Source organism: Corynebacterium sp. c7Ub_26 (assembly GCF_053760365.1).
The window spans coordinates 350,801-376,277 of sequence record NZ_JBSNBL010000001.1; the positions used below are offsets into that span (position 1 = coordinate 350,801).

General features: G+C 55.8%; 18 protein-coding genes. 13 read left to right on the top strand and 5 right to left on the bottom strand.

Features of this window, described 5'->3' with window-relative positions; all coding sequences use genetic code 11:
• Positions 1 to 9 precede the first annotated feature (9 nt).
• The 5 genes from ACWORE_RS01535 (at position 10) to ACWORE_RS01555 (ending at position 5,275) form a co-directional block, all read left to right on the top strand.
• On the top strand, positions 10 to 1,380 hold the full coding sequence (locus ACWORE_RS01535) for a hemolysin family protein (RefSeq protein ID WP_455302232.1): 1,371 nt from the start codon (positions 10 to 12) through the stop codon (positions 1,378 to 1,380).
• 99 nt (positions 1,381 to 1,479) lie between these two features.
• Positions 1,480 to 2,412 carry a GTPase Era gene (gene era, locus ACWORE_RS01540; protein WP_455302233.1) on the top strand — a complete coding sequence of 311 codons (933 nt, stop codon included), beginning with the start codon at positions 1,480 to 1,482 and terminating at the stop codon, positions 2,410 to 2,412.
• 7 nt (positions 2,413 to 2,419) lie between these two features.
• On the top strand, positions 2,420 to 3,220 hold the full coding sequence (recO, locus tag ACWORE_RS01545) for a DNA repair protein RecO (RefSeq protein WP_455302234.1): 801 nt from the start codon (positions 2,420 to 2,422) through the stop codon (positions 3,218 to 3,220).
• A 101-nt stretch (positions 3,221 to 3,321) separates the two neighbouring features.
• Complete coding sequence (locus ACWORE_RS01550; protein ID WP_455302235.1) at positions 3,322 to 4,077, top strand: isoprenyl transferase; 756 nt, start codon at positions 3,322 to 3,324, stop codon at positions 4,075 to 4,077.
• 76 nt (positions 4,078 to 4,153) lie between these two features.
• Positions 4,154 to 5,275, top strand: a complete 1,122-nt coding sequence (locus tag ACWORE_RS01555) for a VIT1/CCC1 transporter family protein (RefSeq protein ID WP_046202550.1) — start codon at positions 4,154 to 4,156, stop codon at positions 5,273 to 5,275.
• A gap of 409 nt (positions 5,276 to 5,684) precedes the next feature.
• Here ACWORE_RS01555 and ACWORE_RS01560 read toward each other — a convergent pair whose 3' ends face one another.
• The gene (locus ACWORE_RS01560) at positions 5,685 to 6,107 is read right to left on the bottom strand and encodes a Fur family transcriptional regulator (RefSeq protein ID WP_296136076.1); all 423 of its coding nucleotides are present in this window, start codon (positions 6,105 to 6,107) and stop codon (positions 5,685 to 5,687) included.
• A 395-nt stretch (positions 6,108 to 6,502) separates the two neighbouring features.
• Between ACWORE_RS01560 and ACWORE_RS01565 the strand changes: the two genes are divergently transcribed.
• Together ACWORE_RS01565 and ACWORE_RS01570 are read left to right on the top strand one after the other, a co-directional pair.
• A complete protein-coding gene (locus ACWORE_RS01565; protein WP_455302237.1) occupies positions 6,503 to 7,357 on the top strand; it encodes a (2Fe-2S)-binding protein in 855 nt (284 codons plus the stop codon).
• A 183-nt stretch (positions 7,358 to 7,540) separates the two neighbouring features.
• A complete protein-coding gene (locus tag ACWORE_RS01570) occupies positions 7,541 to 8,296 on the top strand; it encodes a hypothetical protein (protein ID WP_296136073.1) in 756 nt (251 codons plus the stop codon).
• A 62-nt stretch (positions 8,297 to 8,358) separates the two neighbouring features.
• Here ACWORE_RS01570 and ACWORE_RS01575 read toward each other — a convergent pair whose 3' ends face one another.
• Positions 8,359 to 9,084, bottom strand: coding sequence for a hypothetical protein (locus ACWORE_RS01575; RefSeq protein ID WP_455302239.1), 726 nt, complete (start codon positions 9,082 to 9,084; stop codon positions 8,359 to 8,361).
• A gap of 190 nt (positions 9,085 to 9,274) precedes the next feature.
• On the opposite strand from ACWORE_RS01575, the gene ACWORE_RS01580 reads away from it, so the two are divergent.
• Positions 9,275 to 10,531: an SLC13 family permease gene (locus tag ACWORE_RS01580; RefSeq protein WP_455302241.1), complete on the top strand. Its 1,257-nt coding sequence runs from the start codon at positions 9,275 to 9,277 to the stop codon at positions 10,529 to 10,531.
• A gap of 681 nt (positions 10,532 to 11,212) precedes the next feature.
• Complete coding sequence (locus ACWORE_RS01585) at positions 11,213 to 13,585, top strand: DEAD/DEAH box helicase (protein WP_455302242.1); 2,373 nt, start codon at positions 11,213 to 11,215, stop codon at positions 13,583 to 13,585.
• Positions 13,586 to 13,698: 113 nt separating this feature from the next.
• Here the strand turns inward: ACWORE_RS01585 and ACWORE_RS01590 are convergent, their stop codons facing one another.
• From ACWORE_RS01590 to putP, 3 genes are all read right to left on the bottom strand, one after another.
• A complete protein-coding gene (locus ACWORE_RS01590) occupies positions 13,699 to 14,181 on the bottom strand; it encodes a hypothetical protein (RefSeq protein ID WP_012731940.1) in 483 nt (160 codons plus the stop codon).
• 174 nt (positions 14,182 to 14,355) lie between these two features.
• Positions 14,356 to 15,015: an HNH endonuclease family protein gene (locus ACWORE_RS01595; RefSeq protein ID WP_406604797.1), complete on the bottom strand. Its 660-nt coding sequence runs from the start codon at positions 15,013 to 15,015 to the stop codon at positions 14,356 to 14,358.
• A 42-nt stretch (positions 15,016 to 15,057) separates the two neighbouring features.
• Positions 15,058 to 16,653, bottom strand: a complete 1,596-nt coding sequence (gene putP, locus ACWORE_RS01600) for a sodium/proline symporter PutP (protein ID WP_406604796.1) — start codon at positions 16,651 to 16,653, stop codon at positions 15,058 to 15,060.
• A gap of 309 nt (positions 16,654 to 16,962) precedes the next feature.
• Here putP and ACWORE_RS01605 point away from each other — a divergent pair, with 309 nt between their 5' ends.
• The 4 genes from ACWORE_RS01605 to ACWORE_RS01620 are packed head-to-tail and all read left to right on the top strand — an operon-like array spanning position 16,963 to position 25,324.
• Complete coding sequence (locus ACWORE_RS01605; RefSeq protein WP_455302243.1) at positions 16,963 to 20,205, top strand: DEAD/DEAH box helicase; 3,243 nt, start codon at positions 16,963 to 16,965, stop codon at positions 20,203 to 20,205.
• Positions 20,198 to 21,334, top strand: a complete 1,137-nt coding sequence (locus tag ACWORE_RS01610; protein WP_455302244.1) for an SWIM zinc finger family protein — start codon at positions 20,198 to 20,200, stop codon at positions 21,332 to 21,334. The genes ACWORE_RS01605 and ACWORE_RS01610 overlap by 8 nt, the downstream gene beginning before the upstream one ends.
• A 16-nt stretch (positions 21,335 to 21,350) precedes the next feature.
• On the top strand, positions 21,351 to 22,598 hold the full coding sequence (locus ACWORE_RS01615; RefSeq protein WP_455302246.1) for a metallophosphoesterase family protein: 1,248 nt from the start codon (positions 21,351 to 21,353) through the stop codon (positions 22,596 to 22,598).
• A gap of 5 nt (positions 22,599 to 22,603) precedes the next feature.
• Entirely contained in the window at positions 22,604 to 25,324 is a 2,721-nt protein-coding gene (locus ACWORE_RS01620; protein ID WP_455302247.1) for an AAA family ATPase, read from the top strand.
• Positions 25,325 to 25,477 lie beyond the last annotated feature (153 nt).

Genomic DNA, 25,477 nt, shown 5'->3' on the forward strand with positions numbered 1-25,477 from the left:
TACATACCCGTGAATTTTCTGACTGAAGGCCTTATTGACTGCGTTATTGTCGTGGTTCTTTTGGCTATTGCCGCGATTTTTACAGCAGTAGAGACCGCATTGATCTCAATTTCACACGCCCGCGTTGAAGACATGGATGAGACACGGAGCACCCGCACGTTATTGGCGATATTGGATAATCGGGCTCGTTTTATTAACCCCCTTATTCTTGTTCGAACGGCGTGCGAGGCGGGAGCATCGGTCATTATTACGGTCCTCGCTATTCGGTTAATTCACGAGGCTGCTGTTGTCGTTGCGATTGTCCTGCTTACGCTCCTTTCTTATGTGTTCTTGGGTGTGGTCGGACGAACTGTGGGGCGCCAAAACCCCTATACGGTTGGGTTGCGAGCGGCGTTTTTCTTACGGCCGATTGTGAAGTTATTTAGCCCGCTGGCATCGTTGCTCATTTGGTTGGGAAATGTTTTTACGCCCGGAAAGAAATTCGAACAAGGGCCCTTTACTAATGAGGTTGAGCTTCGTGAAATGGTGGACATAGCCTCGGAACGCGGTGTTGTTCAGGTCGAAGAACGACGAATGATTCAGGCTATTTTCGACTTAGCTAATACGCGTGCTCGGCAAGTGATGGTTCCACGAACAGATATGTTATGGATCGAGTCGGAAAAGAGCGCGCGCCAGGCAACCCGTTTGTGTGTCCGCTCAGGCCACTCCCGCATTCCCGTCGTCGGCGAAAATGTCGATGATATTGAGGGCGTTGTTTATTTAAAGGATCTCGTGGCTTTGTCCTATGACGATCCCAGTAAAAATTCGACGCCGGTCAAAGAAGTCATGCGCCCGGCGGAATTTGTTCCCGATTCTCTGCCCTTAGATGAGCTTTTGGGCGACATGCAAACATCCCACGACCATATCGCTCTTCTTGTCGACGAATTCGGCGCCATTGCTGGTTTGATTTCCATTGAAGATATTTTGGAAGAAATCGTGGGAGAGATTAGCGATGAATATGACGAGGACGAAGTTGCCCCCGTCGAGGAACTCGACGATGGATCGTTCCGACTAGTGGCACGCTTCTCTCTGGACGAATTGGTTGAACTCTACGACGAGAAGCGGGGAATTGATATCGAATTCTCCGAGGAGCAGCTAGAGGACGTCGAGACTGTTGCAGGTTTGTTGGCGTTTGAGCTAGGCCGTGTTCCACTACCGGGTGCTCAGGTCACGACGGCGGGGCTGACTTTCCGCGCTGAGGGAGGGCACGATCGTCGAGGCCGCATTCGGATTACCAGCGTCGTTGTGAGCCGGTCGGCCACGTCCAGTGAACCTGTCAATGGTGATGATTCGAAAACCGGGATCGTCCACAGCGGCACGGGTGATCACGATTCTGAATGATGACTAGGGATGAGCATGGCGGGCACATTTCAATCACGCCAAATATCGTTGCCCAATAAATAACAAATTGCCCCACACACTAGAAGGAGAATAAACGCGATGGACGCACCACAAGGCAGTTCCCTGGGCGATCAACCCGACGGTTTTCGGTCAGGTTTTGTTAGCTTCGTTGGACGCCCGAATACGGGGAAATCGACGTTAACCAATGCCTTGGTGGGCGAGAAAATTGCGATTACTGCAGACCAGCCAGAGACCACTCGGCATCCCATCCGCGGTGTGATTCATGAGGACAATGCACAGATCATTGTCGTCGATACCCCTGGGTTGCACCGCCCACGAACGCTCTTGGGCGAGCGTTTAAATGAAGTGGTTAAAGATACGTACGCTGACGTCGATGTCATCGGGGTGTGCGTTCCCGCGAATGAGAAATTGGGGCCGGGGGACCGGTGGATCGTGGAAAACGTCCGGAAAGTTGCCCCGAAAATGCCCTTGATCGGCATTGTCACCAAAACTGATATTGCATCAAAAGATGAAATCGGTGCCCAGCTGCTCGCACTCCATGATCTTCTCGACGGTGCCGATGTTGTCCCATGCTCGGCGAAGGATAATTTTCAGCTTTCCACCCTTCTTGAAGTATTGACGAGCTATCTTCCCGAGGGGCCAAAGTTTTATCCAGATGAGCATGTGACGGATGAAGACCGTGACACACGCATCTCCGAATTAATCCGTGAGGCCGCACTATCAGGGCTGCGTGACGAGTTGCCTCACTCGGTGGCCGTGGAAGTCGACGAGATTTTACCCAATCCCGACCGCCCCAACGTTCTTGATGTTCATGCCATCATTTATTTTGAACGCCCCGGGCAAAAGAAAATTCTGTTGGGTAAAAATAATCGACGGATGGGTCGGATTGTTTCTCAGTCGCGTAAGTCGCTCATCGAACTCATGGGGCAGAACGTGTTTGTTGATCTGAGGATCAAAGTGCTTGATAATTGGCAGTCCGATCCTAAGTCCTTAGGAAGATTGGGCTTTTAATTCTTTTATGCGTCGGAATTATCGCGACCGCGCCTTAGTAGTTCGCCATTACGATTTCAGCGAAGCCGACCGCATCGTGGTTTTGCTTACTCGTGAGCATGGCGTCGTCAGGGCTGTCGCGAAAGGCGTACGGAAGAACAAAAGTCGGTTTGGTGGTCGCCTCGCGCCCTTCGTCGTCGTCGATGTGCAGCTTTATGTTGGCCGGGGATCACTGGCGACGCTGACGTCGGCGGAAACGGTCCGCTCCTACAACCAGTTGATTGTTGATTCCTACGCTAAGTACACGGCTGCGTGCGCGGTGCTTGATGTTGCCGAGAAGCTGACTGTGGGCGAGGAGGCCACGTTATGTGACGACGCTGCAGCAGCCATCCGCGATATCGCGCACTCTTGGCCGGTGGGCTCAGCTGCACAGGGGGAGCAGTCCAGCGTGCGTGGCGAGGGCTTGCCGACGTTGCGCGTCGACAAGTTTGTTCTGCGTGCCCTGGCCGCGGAAGGGTGGGAACCGCAACTGTTTTCCTGTGCCGGGTGTGGCCAACCAGGCCCGCATCATGCGTTTTCTGCGTCGATCGGTGGGGCAGTGTGCGGTGCGTGCCGCCCGCCCGGAACCTTGACAGTTCCCGAGGAGTCCCTGCGTTTGGCGTGGTGGCTTGCTCATGATCGCGACGCGGCTGTTCGCGATGCGTGGATGTCGTCGGGCGATTCCCCAGATTTTCGTCGCATCGCTGATGGGTGCCACGACTTGGTCGTTGAGCATGTGCAGTGGCATCTCGGCATGAAGCTGCGGACCGTCGAACTCATGGAAGGCTAGGCTGTCGGCTTCGCGTGATTACGCGCCCGCGCCCGGTTGCTCGTCGGACCAGGTTGGCAGGTGGTCGTGAACACCAACACCGGTCTGGCAGAATATTCCGTGTGAATTCTTCGTCATCTGTTCAACTTCCCTCTGCTTCGCCTGATCTTCCAGCTGATTTGATTCCTCGCCATATTGCTCTGGTGATGGATGGGAATGGCCGTTGGGCTCGGGAGCGTGGTCTTCCCCGCACAGAGGGGCACAAGCGCGGTGAGGCCGTGCTGATGGACGCCGTCGATGGGTGTCTCGAAGCTGGTGTGAACACTCTGTCGGCCTACGCGTTTTCGACCGAGAATTGGCGACGCAGCCCTGAAGAGGTTCGCTTCATCATGGGATTTAGCCGTCGGGTGTTGCATGATCATCGCGATGAGCTGGATGCGAAGGGAGTACGCATTCGCTGGATCGGCCGTCGTCCCCGTTTGTGGCGGGTCGTTATTCGTGAGCTGGAGAAGGCTGAGGCTCAGACCGTGAATAACACCCGAATGACACTCAACATGTGCATTAATTATGGCGGTCGTGCGGAAATTGCGGACGCTATGAAATTAGTGGCCGAAAAAGTTCAGAGTGGTGAAATTTCTCCTTCGGGTATCACTGAAAAAAATATTTCATCATTCTTATATGATCCGGAAATGCCGGATGTAGATTTATTTCTTCGTCCCTCGGGAGAAAAAAGAACATCGAATTTCCTCTTGTGGCAATCCGCCTATGCGGAGTATGTTTTTCAAGATGTTCTTTTCCCCGATTTTACGAAGAACCATATTTGGGCCGCTATAAATGAATACGCTCACCGTGACCGTCGTTTCGGTGGGGTTAAATAGTGGCGACGGAGTGGCGTAGCGGCCAGGGCCTGGCTGCATGGTTGTGGGGTTGATGGTGTGTACCGAGGAGTGATCGATGAATTCGAAGAAGACCACTGATGTCCCTACCCCTACCCGCAGGCAAATCAACCGGTGGCAGCGCTATTTAGCGAATGAACGCGCTGAGGCGGCTGTGTATCGCGAACTCGCCCGGAAGAAAACGGGGGAAGAGCGCACCATTCTTTTAGAGATCGCCGAAGCCGAGCACCGTCACGAGGAGTACTGGCTGGAGCGCCTCGGTGACCGGGTGGGGATGCCGCGTTCGCCCAGCTGGGGGACGCGTTTCCTCGGCTGGATGGCGAAAAACATGGGCTCCGTGTGGGTCTTGGCACTTATGCAGTCTGCAGAGACCCGCTCCCCGTATTTGAAAGACACCGACGCTACCGAGCAAATGATTGCCGACGAAGCGATCCACGCCGAGGTCGTTCGTGGACTGGCAGCTCGCGGGCGAGAAAACATGTCGGGGAGTTTCCGCGCAGCGGTATTCGGCGCCAACGACGGTCTGGTATCGAATTTAGCGTTGGTGCTCGGTGTGATCGGCTCCGGGATTTCGCATCACACGGTCCTGGTGACCGGCCTGTCCGGTTTGTTAGCCGGCGCCTTGTCTATGGGGGCGGGAGAGTACGTATCGGTGTCCTCCCAGCGGAAACTGCTTGCGGCGTCAGAGCCTAACCCGGAAGCGAAGCATATCGTCCCCAAGCTGGACATGAACGCTAATGAGTTGGCTTTGGTTTATCGGGCGAGGGGATACGACGCGGAGAAGGCCCAACGTAAAGCTGTCGAGGTCTTTGATGAAGTCACGCGCGCGATGTCCGCGCAGGAGCAGCCGGGAGCGCGTGATACCGCACGCCGTATGGCTAACCCGGTGTATGCGGAGTCGCATGACGTTGTGGGGACTGCCTTGGGGGCGGCGATATCAAGTTTCCTGTTCTTTGCGTCCGGTGCGATTATTCCGGTCTTGCCGTTCTTGCTGGGTATGACGGGACTTGCCGCAGTGGTGGTGGCCTGCACGCTGGTGGGGATTGCGCTTTTGTGCACGGGAGGAACCGTCGGTTTGCTCTCTGGGACCTCTGTGGTCAAGCGTGCTTTATTCCAGCTTGCGATCGGTGCTGGCGCGGCCAGTGTGACCTTCGTGCTGGGGCGTATTTTCTCGGGCTAAACCGGCGGCAACCTGGTTGGCCTTTCGGGGATTTCTCCACGCAAGCACCAGGTAATACGGCAGAAGGCGGTGCGGACAGAACCCTGGGGTGCGAAGCACCGACGCGCGGAACAAGGAGCCGGTACATGGAAAGCTGCCGGGAATGCTACACCTGGAGCCCGAAAAGTGCGCGGGTATATGCGTCCTCAAATAAAAGTGCGGGGGTATATGGGCAATTTTCGCCCATATTCACCCTCAGTTTTCCGGTACATGGACACACCTTTGTCGTAAACCCCCAAGCGCCCCACCAGCGCCGCACCAATGCAGCGCCAACGCAGCACACAATGATAAAGCCGGCCAGAGAACTCATCTCCGGCCGGCTAATATCCGCTGTCACTGGGTGCACTCATGCACAACAAGTCATCGTGTTTTACGACTTCTTACCGTGGCAGCGCGGGCACAGGCCAAACACCTCGGCGGTGTGGCCTGTGAGAACGTAGCCGTGCTCGTCGGCAGACTGTTGCGACCACTCTTCGACGGGACCTCCGTCGATTTCTACTGCGGCTCCGCAGTTGGTGCATACCAAGTGGTGATGGTGCGTCGACGAGTTGCACTTGCGGTACAGCGCCTCGCCGCCGAGGCTATTGAGAACGTCGACTTCTCCGGCGTCGGCAAGTGCCTGAAGGGTCCTATACACAGTTGTGAGCCCGACGCTCTCGCCTTTATCGACGATGCGACGGTGAATGTCGCCGGCAGAGGCGAACCGAGGAAGGTCAGCGAGGGTATCTTCGACGGCTGCCCTCTGGCGGGTGGATCGGATGCCGATTGTCTTACGGCGTGGTGTCGTAGTCATGTAATTCTTCTCCTTAGTGTCGTTTGCTCGGGGCGCGAGTCGGTCGTGGTCTGGCTCGCGTTGTGGTCTGTGAGCAAACGACGCGTGTTACATCGTGTTGGGTTCTCGGCAGCGTCCGAGGGGATACTGTGGTGCACCCACTTAATATTTAGTGAAATTCATATGTAAGCGTTACATCTAAATATATAAATTTTGGATTTTCCGCTATCAGAGGCCCTAACGGACACCTGTGTACCACTCAGGCGCGGTCCATGGCGCCGGACTTCTGAATGGAAAATGAATACTGCTGTGGGAGCAAATGTGTATTGGTACTGTGGAAGATGCCTCACAGAAACAGTTGATAGCGTTATCCAGCGTGTTTCGGAGTGTTCTCACAGTGGGAGGCGGTGTGTGGAATGGGAACTGATTCACTAGACCGGGCTTTCGCTCGGCTCATATCCCGCCAGCCGCGATTCGCACCTGAAATAGGTGGCGTATCACCCAACGGTGTTCATAGTAGACCAGATGAGGGCGCCCTGTCGAGTAATGAAAATCGTCACCCCACCGGTCCGACGTCTGAGCAGGGCTTTGACCAGACTCCTGAGCAGGAGAGTGCTGGAGCGAGGTGGACCCTTTCCGACCTCGTAGACCCCAGCGTCATGACCCGCAATGTTGCCGCTGCTAAACATCAATTCCAGCTAGAGTCCGAAAAAGACGCGGCCCACCTGTGGCTCTACAGTTTCTGCAACACCCTTGTTGCCCCTTCGCTGTGGCTCACGGTGCAGGAATCAGTGTGCCCTAGCCCGAACATCGACGACGGGATCCTCCAGCACAGAGAAGGCATGTGGTGGAGCTTCCACCCCGGGGCAACCACAACTCGTGATCAATTCGGCGCGGTTTTTGCCGACACCATCCGCCCCGTCATCGAATCCCTCTCTGAGGTGACCTCGGTCTCTCCGGCCCCGCTTCGGGCCATCGCCGTCGACGCTCTAGGAAGCGCTGCTACGGAAGCGGGCAACGACGATTTCGCTCCGGAGGAAGGGGAGGAGTGCGCGGCAACGTGTGAGGACGCGTTTCGCGACGAAGCGGCGACGTGGGGCGTGCGGGTCCCTCCGTTCCGTTCCCAGTGGATCACCGATGCGATGGGGGAGGAGCGTGTCGTCGTCGTGAGGTCGTCGTGCTGCATGATGTATCGCTCGCCAATGGCGGATATGTGCACGAACTGTCCGCGTCGGGACAAAGAATCTCGGCGAAACCTTCTTGAGTTATAGATGCTGGACCCTGTGCGGAATCATCCGCTCCCGCTGAAACCCGCCACGCGAAACCCAGCTCCCGCAGCCATCTAACTTTTAGCTCACCCTATCCTTATGCCCTGTAGAAAGGCTCGGGTTCGGCGTACACTCGTGGCAACGCCTATCGCGGTTCGGCCGGCGTTGGAAAGGTAGTGGAGGGACATGAATTTCCTAGAATTGATCGCGGCGGCTCTCGACCGGGAAGGGATCGAATCCCGTATATCGGGCGAGGCCCTGTATGTCCCCATCTCACCGGACGTGGATCTCCGTTGTGAAGAGATCAATTCCGACATTCCGGCAGCCAATGTGTACGTGGCCGTCGCTAATACCGCGCCGGGCGACGATGCATCCGATGACGATGCCATGCTGGTCACGGCAATATTTACCGTCGAGGATGCCGTCGATACGGTCAATTTCCATGTTGCGACGGACCAAGCCGTGACGATTATCCGAGATCTTCTCGACGGCTCAGATGCGCGTATTGCGGATTTGGACTTTGAACAAGATGACGAGGATCCGACGCTGTTATCCGCGGATGTGGGGGAGTCGTCGTCCCTGGAAGTGGTGACGACGGTGGATTCGTCGTCCCCGTCCGTCAGCGTAGCGTTTGTGACCTATATTGACCCCGACGACGCAGATGACACGGATGAACCTGATGACACCGACGACTCCGACGACCTAGACGACACCGACGACCTAGACGACACCGACCTCGATGCATCTGAGAACGACGACGATCTCTCTGACGACGTCGCCGTGGAAGTCATGGATCTGGGCGTATTCAAAGACTATGACACGGTGTTCAACGTGCTCAGTGTCGCTGTTGACCAAGCGGAGAATTGGGAGGCTGAGCTCATCAACTCAGCCAACGATCCATGGGGAGGCAGTGCGCGTGATCCGTGGGTGAACGAAGCGTAAGCGCTGGCTACAGTGCTACGGCACGCGCGGTACGGATACCGCGTCGCACACCCGCACCACTGCTACCACATCAAGACCGATGCGCCGCTCTTGCTTTCGCAGACCGTAACATCCGCCTGGCTTTCGCACTTCAAAGTGAGCTTCTCATTGCTTACCGGGGATGTTGCGGTAATCGATAGCGGTGTCACCTGGCTCAGTTTCTTGGACCCGGTCACCTTGTTAAAAGCTTCGCCTGCAGCGGCACTAGCAAACTCGCAACTTGTGCCATCCAGCGCTGCAACCTGCTCGATGCCCTTTTTAATCGCCGCGTCATTTCCACGGCTACAGACGGTCATCGTTTTGCCATTGCGGGTGAATTGCACGCCCGGGGGATAGAACGGCATACCGCTAGCCAAGGCTGGTTCGCCCAGCTCTTTGGTTGTGCCCGCTCCACGGACATCTTTGACGTCGGTGTTCTTCTTGTCAGATCCGACGACAGCATTAAGCAGCGCGTTGTCGTTTGCAGCACCACTCTGCTTAGCGTCGGCGGGGTCTGCAGCGGAGCTAGGCGGAATTGAGGGGCCCTCGCCATTGTCCTCCGATGGGGCCGGGCTCTTTTGTGCCGACGGGGCAGCAGTCCTGGTCGACGTCGACGTGACGACGCTGGTGGAGTTGTCGTCGTCCGAGTTTGAGGAACATCCGGTGACGACGCCACACAGAGCGATAGCAGAGCCACCTGCGGCAAGGACTTTCAGCGACGTGCGTCGGTAATTGCGCCCTCGAATGGGGGCCTGTTGGCCAGTTGACATGGTGGTATCTGTTGCTGTGATGGGGTCGGATTTAATGGATCGCACCCACTCGAGCGTACCGTTACAAGAGAGCCGTGGGAAGTTCACGGAGGATGCCCCGAAGTCCGCGCTTATAGTTACTGGTTTCAGTGGCACGTCTGTGATACCCGCTCACCCCTGACTTGGAGCGCACGGATGGAAGGTATCGCTCATGCCCTTTGACCAGCTACTTTCGTTGGTACTCCTGGTTCTTGTGTTCTTACTGGCCATCAGTAAGAAGCTGAATATCGGTATCTTGGCCCTTGCTGCCACACTTCCGCTCGCCGTGATCGCGGGGGTTGACGCCAAGCAAGTTTTCGAGTTTTTCGATGGCAAACTGGTTGTTCTGATTGTCGGTGTTTCACTGCTCTTCGCCCATATGAAACAGTCGGGCGCCTTGACGTGGTTGATAGTCAAAATTTTCGACGTCGTAGGGGATCGGGTTTACGTGTTGCCCTGGGCAGTGTTCATTTTGGGCGCTGCATTATCGACGGCGGGCGCGTTTGCTACCGCGCCGATTGCGCTATTGGTGCCGATGGTGGCCTATGTGTCGTCGCGAACGCGCCACATGTTCTTCATTAACGAGCTTGCTGTGATTATCGGGGCGAATATGGCGGGGCCGTCGCCGTTGAACCCCGTTGGTGCTCTGATTAGTTCGATCGCTGCGGACCACAATGTGTCCTATTCCAAGTGGGGCGTGTGGGCTGTTGCGATGGGGACCGCGGTGGTTGCCGTGGCTGTGCTCCAGGTTATTTTCACCGCGACGAAGTGGGGCCGTGCTCGTGCGAATATGAAGCCTGAGCAGGTCGTCGAAGGCGCGGCCGACGATGCCGTGGAGCGGCCTGTTTATGCAATTTGCTCGGGCCTAGCCTTGATCATGTTCGTCGTCTGCGTGATTGCCTTCGGTTGGGATGTTGGATTGACCGCGATGGCGATGGTCGTCATTTTGCAGTTGGTCTTTAACCCGCCGGAGAAGGCCCTGCTGAAGACGGTGCCCTGGAATGCCATCATCCTGTTGACTGGTCTGCTGACGTACCTGGGTGTCATGAAGCACATAGGCACGATGGATACGATCCAGCATGGCATGTTGTCTATCGGTAGCTCGGCCCTGCTCCTGGCCGCGATCGTCTACTTGACCACCCTGTTGTGCAATATTGAATCGTCGACGCTGGGCGTGTTGGGGCTTGCGTTGCCGATCGCGATGTGCTCGTTCCCAGGGAACGAGCACATGACGTGGGTCATTGCCGCGATTGCGGCGCCGGCAGCGTTGATGGTGGTTAACCCTGTGCACGTCGCCGGCACCTTGGTCGTTGCCCAGGTACAGGAAGACAAGCAGAATAGGACCTTCCGTTTGCTGCTGAGCTTGGCGATTTCCATGGGCGTGATCGCCCCGCTCTTGCTGCTGATCTATCCGATGACGGTGGTTTAACGGGCCTAGCCACCGGTGTGGCCACGCGCGCCACCAGGTCGAATCGCTTTTTTCGGGCCGGACGCGTAACCTGTTGGGGACTGAGCGCACCGGCTGGAGCCCACCATTCTTGCGAATAGGCACCTGCCTTACCTGCGTTTGGGTTCCGACGGGCATGGCTCCACAAGGTCCGCCCGTGGGAGTGTGATAGCTGCTTGTCGTCGTTGCTGTTGAGACAGCCGGTGACCAATGAGTGGCTATCGTGATGTGAAACGTTGTTGAGTACCGACGAATACCGTTACGTCCTCACTCGTGAACCTCTGACCTGTGTTCACCGTTCTACTTCTTGTCGACGCTGACCTTCTTCCCCTTACTACTGTTGCGATCTTTTGCGCTCTCGGGTGACCCGCGGGCAAATTGCGCGACAGAACGCTCTGGCGAAGTCGAGTGTGAAAGCTGTTGGCGAAGTGCGGTTGAGTGTCCAGCTCGGTTGAGAGTTCACCAGTGATGGCCTCCGATGAAGTTACGCGCGTTGGATGTGAGCGTTGAAACGGATATGTCGGGCAGAAAATAGATGGGTAAAAATATATGGCTGACGAGCCCACCACCCCGACCGAATTTGAGACAGACTCCGTTAAGGGAGGCGAGAGCAGAAGCTCCGCAATGGGAAATGAGAGTGAAGGCCCGACGCAGGGCACTGACATGAGTGTGAATGAGAATGTGGACGAGCAACGTGGCGCTGAGGATGATGCGTTGACGTTGGACGACGTGATCTCTGTTGATTCGGTGGATGATTCGAAGGATAAGTCTGAGCCGGTGACGAGCTCAGACGTGGCAGATAGCGGGGATGAGGCGCACACCGCTTCGACCGAAAACGGCGGTGACGAAACCCGTGCGGAGGATGCGTCTGAGCAGGACGACGCGTCCGATCAGGATGCGCCGGCCAAAGAAACGTCGGACAAAGAAAACTCCGACGACGATGCGTCTGGCAAGGAATCGTCGGACAAAGATGCATCAACGGACACCGATGATGACGAGGACGAGGGCCCGTCTTTCGATGATCTGGACTTGAGCGATGACGTCGTCCGTGCTGTGAAGAAGGTCGGATTTGAGACCCCGTCGCCGATTCAGGCGGCCACGATTCCGATCCTCGCTCAGGGGCGTGATGTTGTCGGCTTAGCTCAGACCGGTACCGGTAAGACCGCTGCTTTTGCGCTGCCGATCCTGTCGCGGTTGGACCGCTCGCAGAAGAAGCCCCAGGCATTGGTGTTGTCGCCGACGCGTGAGCTTGCGCTGCAGGTGGCGGATGCGTTCCAGGAGTTCGCTGATCATTTGGGTGGCGTGCATGTTCTCCCGATTTACGGTGGCCAGTCGTATGGCATCCAGTTGTCGGGGTTGCGGCGTGGGGCCCACATTGTGGTGGGCACGCCCGGTCGCGTGATTGACCATTTGGAACGCGGCAGCCTGGATCTTTCTGAGCTCAAATACCTCGTCTTGGATGAGGCGGATGAGATGCTCAACATGGGTTTCCAGGAGGATGTTGAGCGTATTCTCGCGGACACTCCGGAACATAAGCAGACGGCGTTGTTCTCTGCGACGATGCCGGCGTCGATCCGTCGGTTGTCAAAGCAGTACCTGGAGGATCCGCGTGAAGTTACGATTAAGTCGCAGCAGCGCACGGCGGACAACATCCACCAGCAGTATTTGCTGGTCAACCACCACTACAAGTTGGACGCGTTGACCCGTATCCTCGAGGTCACCGAGTTCGACGCGATGATCATGTTCGCTCGGACGAAGCAGAACACCGAGGAACTCGCGGAGAAGCTTCGCGCTCGCGGTTTCTCTGCTGCCGCGATTAATGGCGACATGGCGCAGAATCAGCGTGAGCGGACCGTCGATCAGTTGCGCGATGGTCGCTTAGACATTCTCGTTGCGACGGATGTGGCCGCTCGTGGTCTGGATGTGGAGCGCATTTCCCACGTCGTCAACTATGACATTCCGCACGATACGGAGTCCTATGTGCACCGTATTGGACGTACCGGCCGTGCGGGGCGCTCGGGTGAGGCGATCTTGTTCGTGACCCCGCGTGAGCGGCGTTTGCTGCGGTCCATCGAGCGTGCAACCAAGTCCTCGATTGAGGAAATGCAATTGCCGACGGTTGATGAGGTCAATGAGACCCGCAAGGCCAAGTTTGCGCAGTCGATCACGGAGTCCTTGGCGGACCCGCAGGTTGATTTATTCCGTGGCCTGATCAACTCCTACGCCGAGGAGCACGAAACACCGCTGGCAGATATTGCTGCTGCTCTCGCAACCCAATCGCAATCGGGTGACGAATTCCTGCTGAAGGAAGACACCATCCGACGCAACGATCGTCGCAATGATCGACGCGGCCGCCGGAATGACCGCGAGCCCGATACCCGTAGCCTGAACGAGCGTTTCAGCGGCAAAGAGCCCCCGCGGTTCACGGATCGCACAGGTAAAGAAATGGCTGTGTACAAGATCGCGGTGGGTAAGCGTCAGCAGGTTCGCCCCGGCGCGATCGTGGGTGCCATCGCAAATGAAGGCGGCCTCAACTCCCGTGATTTTGGTAAGATTTCGATCTTCTCGGAGCACTCCTTGGTTGAGCTTCCTGCGGATCTACCGATGGAAGTTTTTGAGGCGTTGGAGGACACGCGTGTGTCCGGCCAGCTCATTAAGATCGAGCCGGATCCGGGTGCGCCAGCGGGACGACCGGGTGCGCACAAGCGGGATCGTCAGTCGGGCGATCGTCGCGGCGGACGGTTCAATGATCGTGGTCATGGTGACCGTCGTTCACGTGGTCGTGATGGTGGCCGTGGTTTCAATGACCGTGGATTCCGTGGGCGTGGCCGTGACGATCGGGGCCGTGATGACCGCGGCCGCGGTGGTCGCGATTCATGGGATCGTGGAGATCGACGCCGCGACGGTGGTCGCAATGATCGTCGTGATGGGGGCCGCAATGATCGGAACCGTGGTGGCCGGGATTGGAACGGCCGAGGCGGCCGCGGCTTTAACGACCGTGGTTTCCGTGGGCGTGGTCGCGACGACCGGTACTAAACCGGAAATTGGACGGGAGTGAACCCGCCCTGGACCAGTAATAAAACAAATGGAGGCCGGCAGCATTGCGCTGTCGGCCTTGTCGCAGTTATACGTCCTGTGGCGTCAACGACTTAAGGTCGGAAGAACATCAAGATAGCGGTGATAACCCACAGGGCGTTGAAAATCCCGGAGAACATGTTGAGCATTCCCGGGGTCTTGTCCCATTGTGCGGGCGGAACCTCGTCAGGTTCGATGTCGTCGGCTTCGTCGAGAAGGTTTAGGTCCGCGATCAGGGTCCTTTGCTTAGGGACGATCACGAAGAAGAGGATTCCCCACCCGATCACCGTCAGCAATATGCCGGTGTGGATGAAGTAGTTCTTGAGGGCACCATCGACGGTAAAGAGGGCACCAAATCCGATAAGGGGAACGAGCAAGGACCACAATCCGTAGGCTTTGGTGATCGAGTGCAGCGATTGGGCTCTGCCTCGCGCTAACTCATCACCGTTATGCGCAGCCTGTGCAGCTTTCGGGAATTGGGAGGTGGCTACCATGACAGGGCCGATCAGGATGATCGCCGCAATGACGTGGATAAGCACCATGAAATGTTCAGGCACGATGTGTCCTTTTCTTTGGGGTCAGGGGTCGTCAATGAATACGTCGTCTGTCAATAGGGTACCTGCCAGCGGGTAGTGGCCGGTCGAGGGGTCGATGACATGACACGAAGTCAGATTCGACGTTGAGCGTGGTGGCGTGACGATGCGCTGGGCCCGGTTTGCTGTTTGTTTTTCTCAGCAGGCCTCCCGAAGGGCGCTCGCGTCCCGTTGAGTCAGCGCGAGATCGTACGCGACAATCACTTTCGCGTAGGTGGTGGCGTACCAGCAGGCTTGTCGCGTGCTCGGCGGCATCCATTCTTCGGGTGTTTTGTCGCTCTTTGTCCTGTTCACATGGGAATCGGTCACCACCAGATTCCGCTTCCTGTCATTGGCAAAGCTCATCCGTTCCTCGCGCGACCACTGTGCCGCACCCAAGTCCCACGCGGCAGCGAGCGGCACGATGTGGTCGATGTCGATAGATCCGATGGTGAGGCTCTTGCCTGTGTAAGGATCGAGTCCATGCCCGCCGACAACGTCGCAGGTGTCAGCCGTTTTTATGTCATCAAGCTGTTCACGAAGAACATGTTGCCGGGTGGTGCACCATGTTCCTTGTGAGGTAGGGGATCGTGCCCACCCGTCGCCGAATTTATCGCGCTGATATCCCAGAATTGTGGTCCGGTAGTCAATAATTCGTGCCGAGGATAGAAGCGCGTCCAAGGAGCGACGCTCGCTGGTCTCGGGGCGATGCTTAATGGCGACGATTGTTGCAACAAGAAGTCCGACGACCAGAACGAGAGTGACGACGCTGAGCCTGCGTCGGCAATAAGTATGTGGAGATGAAAAAACGTGGAGCACGTCTGTTTAGACGAACTCCACGTGGTGAGGTTCCAAGGAAAACTAGGCCTTGATGTTGCCTTCCTCGATCTTCTCCTGAGCTGTGGCGATGTTCAGCTCGGGGTTGGCTTCCGCGACGCGGGCGAGGCGGGAGGCCTCGTCGAAGCCGTCGGTGATGCTCTTGTCAGGTTCGGGCGTCGCCAAGGTCACGGCGATCATAGCGATAGTGCTGCAAATGACGCCCGGGATCATCTCGTAGAGCCCGTTGCCGAATGGCGTGTCAACGATCCACTGGCCCCAAACGAAGGCCACGACCGCACCGGTGACCATTCCAGCCAACGCACCCTGGTAGTTTAGACGACGCCAGTACAGTGCGGCCACCACCATCGGGCCGAAGGCAGAACCGAAGCCGGCCCAGGCGAAGGACACCAGGTTGAGGATCTGGCTGTTCGGATCCAAAGCCAGCAGGGCAGCGACGACGGCCACCATGATCACGGCAGCGCGGGAGAGGTTGATCAACGTCTTGTGGCTCGCGTTCTTGTTGATCAGACCGTTGTAGATGTCCTCAACCAGCGCAGAGGAGACAACGAGCAGCTGGGAAGCGATCGTCGACATGATAGCCGCGAGAACCGCCGTCAAAATGAGACCAGCGATCAGCGGGTGGAACAGGATCTGTCCCATATCCAGGAAGATCGTCTCGTAGTTGACGGTGTCGTCGATGTGGATTGAGGGGTCCTGGCCGAAGAAGGAAGGCCCGATGACGGCCACCATGGTTGCGCCGATGATACAAAGGGACATCCACACAACGCCATAGCGACGCCCGGATCGTGCCTCGGAGGGCTTACGCAGGGCCATGAAGCGGACAATGATGTGTGGCTGTCCGAAGTAACCCAAGCCCCATGCCAATCCTGAGATGGCGGTGATGAAGGACACGCCATTGAACAGGGAGAACCAGTGGGGGTTGGAGCTCAATGCTTCGTGGAAGCCGTAGTTGTGCTGGGTCTGGTAGGTCCAGATTGAGCCGGCGTCGTGCATGTGCAGCAAAGCGAAGGTGGGGACTAGGATCAGCGCGATGAACATGATCAGGCCCTGGACCGTATCCGTGTAGGACACAGCCAAGAAACCACCGATGAAGGTGTACGCAACGGTCACGCACGCAATGACCAGCATGCCGACGAGGTAGTCGCCGCCGAACGTCGACTGGAAGTACTTGCCGCCGGAGACCATTCCCGACGCGACGTAGAAGGTGAAGAAAATCAAAATGATGAGGCCAGCGGCGATGCGGAGCGCATGGCTCTTGTCGTTGAGCCGCTTTTCCAAGAACGACGGAATGGTGATGGAGTTATCCGCGATCTCCGTGTAGGAACGCAACCGTGGGGCGGTCCACTTCCAGTTGGCCCAACAACCGATCAGGAGGCCGATGGGCATCCACAGCTGGCCGAAGCCCGAGACGTACATGGCGCCAGGCAGCCCCATGAGGAGCCAGCCGGACATGTCCGACGCTCCGGCGGAGAGGGCGGCGACGAACGGGTGCAGGCCGCGTCCGCCAAGCATGTAATCGTCGTATTCATCAGTTTGACGGAACGAATACAGACCTATCGCAAGCATGGCGAGCAGATAAATCACCATGGCGATAATGAACCACGTTTGTTGACTCACAAAGACTCCTCGGTGGTTAGCGTGCTGGGACAGCAGTTCCACCAATCATGAACCGCTACGAATAGGGACAAAGAATACGAACAAATACGAATAGAAAAATTGGGGATTGATAAAAGAGCGTTTTCAGGGTGTCACGGATAAGTAGGCGTATCAAATCCGGCGGGGCTGTTTTGCCCACACTGATCCTTAGTTTTTTCGTGGTTTTCACGTCGTTGTCACGTGGCTTTGGCGATTCTATCGAAAATATGTTCGACGGTGTTATGTGGATGTCTCGACTGTTTGTCTCGTGGGCCTGGTATCAATGAAACCATGACTGCGTATCTTCTCCATGTTTTGTGGCCGGTGCATTCCGGCATGCATGTGTGGGTGGAGGAGACCGATGGCCACAAGGTGGTGGCTAATTATTCTGATTTGCCGCGTGACCAATTTCCGCAGGTCATTCTGGATGCGTTAACCAATCGTGGTCGACGGACCGTGGCGCCACGGCGTGCACATGCTGTGCTATCAACGCCAAAGGGGCGGCTCCGCGAGTTGACGATCCCGACAGTAGAGTTCACTCCGGATCAGGCGGTTGAGTTCCTGATAGCGCTAGCCCGGTTGCAGGACAATGATGAGCTCCCGGACGACGTGGGCATCGCACCGGAAACGGAATTCGTGCTCACACTCTTGCGCGGATTGGAAAAACTCCGCATGTCCGGGCGCGTCCTGTTCCGAATGCAGTGGGTTGACCAGGAATGGATTCCGATGTGGCAGCCCGCCGTCGGCATGGCGGAGCGTGTCTGGCTGGCCCAGATGGTTGAAACAACACCAGATGTGCTGACGCTTTCCGGCGGCCGTGATCTCGCTGAACGAATTTCCGTCCCACTTATCGACGCCTTAGCACGGCGGACGTTGGTGTCCATGCCCGATCAAGAGGAGATTGTTCAACCTTTGGTCCGCTCACTTATCGACGGATCGCCGCTGGATCGGGCGACTGGGTCGATGGTCGTCGATATCAATACGTGGCGTAGCAAAATGTCGTCGGAAAGCTATGACCTCATCTTTATTGTCCACGAACCCGACGATGTGGAAACGGAAGAACCGCGTCTCAACCCCGCAGATCCGCGTGCAGCCCGTGATCTGGCGGAGGCGGACATAGTTCGCGATGAAGGCGCGTCCCGCCTGATCGGTACAACTGACAACGTTCATGACTTCGGTGCCACCGCGGAGCCTGAACCCGAAATCCAGTGGCGGATCCGCTTGGCTTACCGCTCGGGTACCGACGCGCCCGCACCCATCCCGCAGCCGATCAATGACCCTGCTCTTCGCAAGTGTGTGGACGAGCAACTAGAGCGGGCATGCCATGTGTGGCCGCAACTCGCCACGTATGGCATTGACCCTGATACGCGTGACTACCTTTTATCCACGAACGACATTGTGGAATTCATTGACCGGGGTGCAGATGCGCTTCGGCACATAGGGTTCCGCGTCCTCGTTCCGGCGCCATGGACAAAAGAAAAAGTCCGAGTCTCACTATCAGCGCAGCCCGCGGTGGTGAACGGGCCAGGCGACGCGAAACTGGGTTTCGACCAGCTCTTGGACTTCTCATGGTCCGCATCTATGGGCGGCACCCAACTATCGCCCGCCGAGGTAGATGACCTCCTCCAATCCAGTACGGACCTCGTCAACATCCGAGGGAAATGGGTGCAGGCCGATATTCGCGTGCTCAAAGCGGCATCGAAGCACTTATCGTCCCTGGTAAACAGGACTTCTGGCAAGGACAACAGCAGTACCGACGAGAGCCAGGTGACAGTAGGCCAGCTCCGTCGCGCTACCGACGAGATTCGTCGCGATCTTCGTGACGATGGCGAAACAGGATCAACTATTGCCGACGGAATAGCGGCGTCACCTGGCGACGGCGAAGAGGATCCCGACGATCCCAACACGGACGACGCCAGCGTGATGGTGGAAGTAGCGACGTGGATTAGTGCGCTCATCGGAGTGAATAAAGCCATTGCGCCTCAGCGCATGGACACGCCGTCGGGAATCACTGTTGAACTGCGAGAATATCAGCGTCGAGGTTTTGATTGGCTCGCGTGGATGACGTCGCAACATCTTGGCTGCGTGCTGGCTGATGATATGGGCCTCGGAAAAACACTGCAGACGCTGACGCTATTGGCTTATGAAAAAGAAAATGCGGTGCCCTCAGGGCCGGTTCTTGTTATCGCTCCGACATCGGTGATAGGGAACTGGATTGCGGAGGCAAAAAAATTCGCGCCGGGCTTGAGCACTTACTTACACCATGGTCCGGAGCGGCTCGAAGGTGAAGCGCTGACGGATAAGATCGCCGAAACCGACCTCATTGTCACCACGTATGCCATTGCGACGCGTGATCAAGAGGTTTTAGGGCGGACGTACTTTCACCGGATTGTTATAGATGAAGCCCAGCAAGTGAAGAATCCCAGTACGAAGAACGCGAAAGCTGTCCGGACCTTGCAGGCATCCCACCGGCTTGCGCTGACCGGCACACCCGTCGAAAACCGGTTGGATGAGCTGTGGGCAGTGATGGACTTTTGCAATCCAGGCCTCTTTGGGAAGCGTAACGAGTTTCGCGACCGATACTCGATCCCCATTGAGCGGTACCACGACGACAACCTCACAGCGGACTTAAAAACGCTCACGCAACCATTCATTCTCCGGCGAGTGAAAACCGATCCCGCTGTGGTCGACGATCTTCCCGAAAAGAACGAGGCCGTGTTGGTGGCAGAGATGCTTCCACAACAGGCGAGCCTGTATAAAGCCGTCACGGCCACAGTGGCTAAGGAACTCGAGTCCAAACGGGGAGGAATGGATCGTCGTGGACTCATATTTAAACTGCTCACGGGGTTAAAACAGATATGCAACCACCCCGCGCAGTATCTGGGGGACGACTCACCATTCTTGGACGGAACCCACCATCGTTCCGGCAAAGTCGCCACCGCCGAACCCCTCGTGGATGAAGCGCTCCAGCAGGGGCGAAAGGTGCTGATCTTCACCCAATTCGTCGTGTTCGGGAATATGCTCAAAACATATTTCAACAACCGATATGGAATTGACGTGCCTTTTCTTAACGGCTCGGTAGAAAGAAAAGAACGGGACCGCATGGTGAATACTTTTAATTCACCGGCGGGCCCGCCGATCATGATTTTGTCCCTCCGAGCGGGGGGAACCGGCCTGAACCTCACTGGAGCCAGTGTTGTTATTCACATGGACCGGTGGTGGAATCCGGCCGTCGAAAATCAAGCCACGGACCGTGCGTATCGCATTGGCCAAGAACACGACGTCAGCGTGTATAAGCTAATTAGTAAAGGAACGATCGAAGAAAAAATCAACGATATTATCGAAGGGAAACTCCAGCTGGCCAGCGCTGTTGTCGGCACTGGTGAGGCCTGGATTTCCGAGCTGCCAGACGATGAGCTGATCCAGTTGGTCGCCATGAAGGAATCCACAAAGCCAATTCGGTCCGAATACACCAACGCTCGGGCGCGGCATAGCCTGCCAACGACCAGCAATGCCTGGAGACACCATGAGTGACACACCACATAATCACTCGCGATCAGGCGATAAGCGTCGCCGTCTCACCGTCGACGATAACGTTATCTACCTGAACTTCGGTCGATACCGGGACACCGAGGCCGACACCGGCGGGCAAGAAAACTCGGTAGCGAACCGACGGTCACGTCAATCTCAGCGTGCCGTACCCGCGACGTCAGCGAACCGACAGTCAGCGGGAAAGCGACGCTCTAGTTCTCGTCGTCCTCGTGGCCGCGACGATCGCAGCGCGCACCCGTGGCCAGCCTCAGTAATCATGCGTCAACTCGATGACAACACCGAGGCCGGCAGAAAAAAACGAGGCCGCGATTACTTCCGACAGGCCTCCATCCTGCGGGTAGATATCGAGGATTGGCAGGTAGTCGCGCAGGTGATGGGGTCCCAGCCGGAGCCGTTCACCATCCACGCGTATGTTCCGCATGACCCCGATGCCGTCGACCACGCTATTAAGTACCTGGCCGACGATGACCAGGCCTATGACCGCTTTGTGCAGCTGCAGGAAGATCGTCGGCTAGAAAGCATGCTGTTCCCGTTCGATGATGCACGGTGGTCATGCAGCTGCCCTGATCTGGATCCGTGGTGCAAACATATCTATGCCGTTGGCCTATATCTGCAAGACCAGTTCACCACTGACCCTTTCAGTATTCTCCGCGTAGCCACCACCACCGGAGCGGACATCTCGCGGCGAGTCCATCAGGCCCAGGGATACCCAGAGACTGGACACGGGACGTCGTCATCGACTCCAGATCTCCCCAGTTCTGATGCATTCGGACAGAACAACGCAACAACGCGACGTGGATGGGATGCAGGTGGGGGCAATTTGTCTGCTTATGGCGTCGATGGCCAGCAGACCGACCCCGAGACGTTTTGGGGCGTGCCCACCAACTACCCAGATCCACCGGACGTGAAGAAAGCATCAGCACTGGAAGACCACGACCAACAAGCCCTCATGAAAGTCCTCAGTTGGGTTTCGTATGGGGCGGTGGGGCAGCTCAGTGCACGCAGTGACCTCGAAGACGCTTATCACCACCTCATGACCGCACCGCCAGAAATGGCTCACCCCGACGAACAACAAGAACACGCAGATACGACACCGGATGACGAAGGATAACTGACGAAGGATAATTATGGCTCCCTCACACTCTCACCCCGAGAAAGTAACACGCACGATTAACCATGGGCATTCCTCAGCGCGCGGTCATGCTCGCATTCTCCACACCTCAGACTGGCAGCTCGGAATGGAACGGTGGTTCCTGAAAAAAGACAAAAACACGGCCAATGACGACGGTGGCCTTGATTCCCAAGCGCTCTACACACAAGCTCGGTTCACGGTCATTAAACGGATGGCAGACATAGCTCATGACCGACAGTGTGATGCTGTCGTTGTCGCCGGCGACGTCTTTGACTCGCCGCAGGTAGGGGAGCGGATACAGAACCGCTTCATTGAGGCGATTGAACGCTTCACTCCGATCCCCATTGTGTTCTTACCTGGTAACCATGATCCCTACCAGATCGGGAGCGTGTGGAACTCGCCATTTGCTACCCGCATACAAGAGGCGGGTGGAATCATTATTTCCGACAATTCCATCCACCACCTTGGCGGTATTGAAGTTGTAGGAGCACCGCTGACCAGCAATAAACCAACTGAAGATACGGTCTCGGCTGCCTTACGCAACCTTGAACCGTCTTCCGGGGTCCGGGTCCTGGTAGGACACGGTCAGCCCCGACGGGATTGGTATGAGTCTACGGCTTACGCAGATCACGCGGTCGACCTGGACAACGTTGATCATGCATTAAGTACTCATAAGGTCGACTACATCGCCATGGGAGATACCCACTCCGTAGAAGAACTCGATGACCATGGAGGTATGTGGTTCTCCGGATCTCCTGAGCCAACTGATTTGGACGATCGTGAACGAGACTCCGGATACTGCTTAGTTGTTGATATTGATGTTGCCGATGGAACAACGACGTTGACCGTTGATCCTGTCCATGTGGCCGAGTGGTCCTTCCATTCCGATGTGCGCGAAGTGACCACTGACGCGGATATAGAACAATGGTTTTCTGATCTCAATAACATGCGTGACGCCTCAACGACCGTCGTACGAAGCACACTCTCCGGAAGAATCAGCCTTGAACAAGATAGCCGGATAGAGGAGTACAGACAACGCTTAGCTTCTAAGTTCGCGGCTTTTTACGACCATGAGGGTAAAACCAAACTCAGCATTGTGCCGGATTCCCTCGATGCGGATGCCTTTAATTTACACGGGTATTTTCGGAAAGTTCTCGACGATCTTGATCCTGAAGACGATACCGATAGGGAAGCGCTAAGAATTCTTTACCAACTTAATCAGAAGTATCAGGAAAGCGAGTAATGGTCATGCAAATCCACAAAATTGATATTAGTAACTTCCGTACTATCGACCACGTTACCTTAGAATTCCCGGACGCTGGTGTAACAGTGATCTCTGGGCCGAATGAGGTGGGGAAATCTAGTGTTGTTAAAGCACTGACGATGTGGAAATCTGCCTCGTATTCAAGCTCAAAAGCGGAAGTTAAAGCTGCCAAACCCGTGGACAAGGATGTTGCCCCCGAAGTTACCGTGGAGATGACCGTCGACGGACAGCACTTCTCGATGTACAAGAGGTGGCTGAAAAACTCTCAAGCAGAACTTACGATTCTTAGTCCGCAGCGAACAACCAAGACCGGAAAAGACGCAGAGAAATGGGTTAAGAAGGTGTTTTCCTCGAGCGACCAATCATTGCCTTTTGACGCCTTGACGGTCAGTCAGGCCAGTGGGACATGGGATTTCCTCGACGTCGGAAAATATGCTGCACTCGAAAACAGTCTCTCCGAATCTGATGGTACTGACGATAGCGACGCGATTGGTTTGCGAGGAGACATTAAGAGTGAGTTTGACAAATACTTCACAGCAGTGGGCAAACCGCGAGCAGGTGTGCATAAAGACGCTATCAGTGGGTATGAAGAAGCAAAGGATGATGAGAAAGATGCTAAAGATGCTGCAGAAAAATTAGCGAATTTGCGAGCAGAGTTGGAGAGAATCACCCACAAACTCGACGACAATAAAAAAACACTAATCGACGTGGGTGCGTTACTGGATAGTGCCCAAAATGAAAAAAAGAAAATCGATGAGGCTCAAGCGAAACTGAAGCAAGCGGAACAAGATCGGAAAGACGCTGAATCTGCCCTTCAACATCAGCAAGAGTTAAAACAAAGCCGGACGCAGCTTCGCGATGACTATGCCGAACGGAAACAGCAGGCAGCGAAGGCAGAAGAAAGATATAACCAGGTAGCAAAACAAGCTGAATCCTATGAGGGGCGACTCAAAGCTGCTCAAGATACGTATGACGATGCGCAGCGGGTTAAAACGTGTGCGGATTTAGAGTTGGACAAGCTCAAAATTCACAGAGATTGGGCCGCGTCCACGAAGGAGGCCGAACAGGTTCGGACCAAGCTACTGTCAGGAGATGCTGCTAACAAGCGTCGTCACGAAGCTGAGAGCAAACTCAATAACGGCTCATCCATTATCGGCGATGACGCATTTGATGATTTGAAAAAGAGTCAAGAAGTGTGGCGTAGCCGAGAAGAGGCTTTAGGTCTTGCGGTAGGAACTATCCATATCGAGGGGCCCGACGGGGACGACGCTGTAGGGGAATACCCTATGGATAGACCCCAGCGCATTGAACTAGGGGAATACACACTGGAAATCCGACCCTCTGCTGAAATGAGTGATCGAAGGAAAGACGTCGATTCCGCTCACGAGGTCTTCAAAGGCTTGTTAAAAAAGCATGGGTTGGAATCCTTTGATGACGCCGAACAACGTCATAATGCCTATACCCAGGCTCGCAATGAACGTGATGTCGCACAGCGTGATCAAGAAATAGCCTGGGGAAACCAACCACGTGAAGCCATCGAGGCGAAGCTACAAGAGCTGAGTCGTTCTGCCGACGACTGTAAAGAGCAGTATCAAGAACTCCTCGATCGGGAGGAACAGAGTGCTTCTGACCATGATTCAGATGGTGACCTTACGTCCACAGGGCGAGCTCATGAGGTGTTAAAAGTTGACAGTGCGCCGTCGAGTGAGGACATTCATTTAGCTAGGGCGGAAAGGGACCGTGCTGAGCACGTTTGTGATGTGGCACGCGTCGACCTGGAGAAACTTCGTCAAGAAGATGTGTCCGCCCAGCTATCGCGTGAGAAAGCCAATCGCGATTCAGCGAACAAGGAACGCGACAGAGCTTTAGAAAAGTTAACCGAAGCGCAGGAGGCTCTGTCCGACGAGGCTCTGGCGAATAGCTTCCATGAAGCGGAAGAACAGTGGGACTACCGACGCGGCGCATATGACAAAGCCGTCCACGATCTCAAGGCGCTTGACCCTGAGCAGAACACTAAGAAACTCGAGGACGCCAAACGCCGAGAAAGAGATCTTCTGCACGCAATCGAAAACTCGAAGGCACAGCAGAATCATCTTCGAGGACAGATTGAAGGATCTGGGTCGCCTGATGCAGATCTTCAGGAGAAAAAGACGATCCTCATGCAAAAAGAAAACACTCTCAAGGCTGCCACGATGCGAGCCAACGCTATTCGCCGCTTGTACGAGCTGGTGGAAAAGCACTACGAGGATGCGAAGAAAGAGTACCTCGAGCCATATATCAACCTTCTTACCGAGAAGGCTGGCCACGTTTTCGGTCCGGACGTGTCATTTACCTCAGAGGACGATGCCGCTCACGGCGGATCAACAGGCAGGAAAAACAGGAGCAAACAAGCCGCTAGCGCGTCGACAATCTCGAAGCGTGTTCTCAACGGTCGAGCAGTTAATCTTGCCGAGCTCTCCGGTGGTGCAGCCGAGCAACTCCAGATTATCCAGCGCCTAGCAGTCGCGGAGCTTGTCGGAGACCAAAGTGTGCCTGTCTTCCTCGACGATGCCCTCGGCTATGCGGATACCGAGCGGGCCACGAAAATGAATGAACTCCTGACGGAATCAGGAAAGAAACACCAGATCATCGTCATGACATGTGTTCCTGAAAGGTATAAATCTGTCCAAGCAGCGAAAACGATTGAAATGACCGGAACTAAGTAATCACCGGAACTGACCACTGCTGGCGCGACCCCACCACGTTCTACATTGTGGATCAATAGCTGAAAGGACGAGAATAGACAACATGTCAGACGACAAGAAAAAACGGAAAATGCGCGAGAAGCAGAAAGCGTTACCTCCAGTAGCGTCGATCAA

Bases quoted from the DNA above. Each gene is read 5' to 3' on its own strand.
- era (WP_455302233.1), top strand. From the start codon at position 1,480: ATGGACGCACCACAAGGCAGTTCCCTGGGCGATCAACCCGACGGTTTT.
- recO (WP_455302234.1), top strand. From the start codon at position 2,420: ATGCGTCGGAATTATCGCGACCGCGCCTTAGTAGTTCGCCATTACGAT.
- ACWORE_RS01555 (WP_046202550.1), top strand. From the start codon at position 4,154: ATGAATTCGAAGAAGACCACTGATGTCCCTACCCCTACCCGCAGGCAA.
- ACWORE_RS01560 (WP_296136076.1), bottom strand. From the start codon at position 6,107: ATGACTACGACACCACGCCGTAAGACAATCGGCATCCGATCCACCCGC.
- ACWORE_RS01565 (WP_455302237.1), top strand. From the start codon at position 6,503: ATGGGAACTGATTCACTAGACCGGGCTTTCGCTCGGCTCATATCCCGC.
- ACWORE_RS01570 (WP_296136073.1), top strand. From the start codon at position 7,541: ATGAATTTCCTAGAATTGATCGCGGCGGCTCTCGACCGGGAAGGGATC.
- ACWORE_RS01575 (WP_455302239.1), bottom strand. From the start codon at position 9,084: ATGTCAACTGGCCAACAGGCCCCCATTCGAGGGCGCAATTACCGACGC.
- ACWORE_RS01580 (WP_455302241.1), top strand. From the start codon at position 9,275: ATGCCCTTTGACCAGCTACTTTCGTTGGTACTCCTGGTTCTTGTGTTC.
- ACWORE_RS01585 (WP_455302242.1), top strand. From the start codon at position 11,213: ATGAGTGTGAATGAGAATGTGGACGAGCAACGTGGCGCTGAGGATGAT.
- ACWORE_RS01605 (WP_455302243.1), top strand. From the start codon at position 16,963: ATGACTGCGTATCTTCTCCATGTTTTGTGGCCGGTGCATTCCGGCATG.
- ACWORE_RS01610 (WP_455302244.1), top strand. From the start codon at position 20,198: ATGAGTGACACACCACATAATCACTCGCGATCAGGCGATAAGCGTCGC.
- ACWORE_RS01615 (WP_455302246.1), top strand. From the start codon at position 21,351: ATGGCTCCCTCACACTCTCACCCCGAGAAAGTAACACGCACGATTAAC.
- ACWORE_RS01620 (WP_455302247.1), top strand. From the start codon at position 22,604: ATGCAAATCCACAAAATTGATATTAGTAACTTCCGTACTATCGACCAC.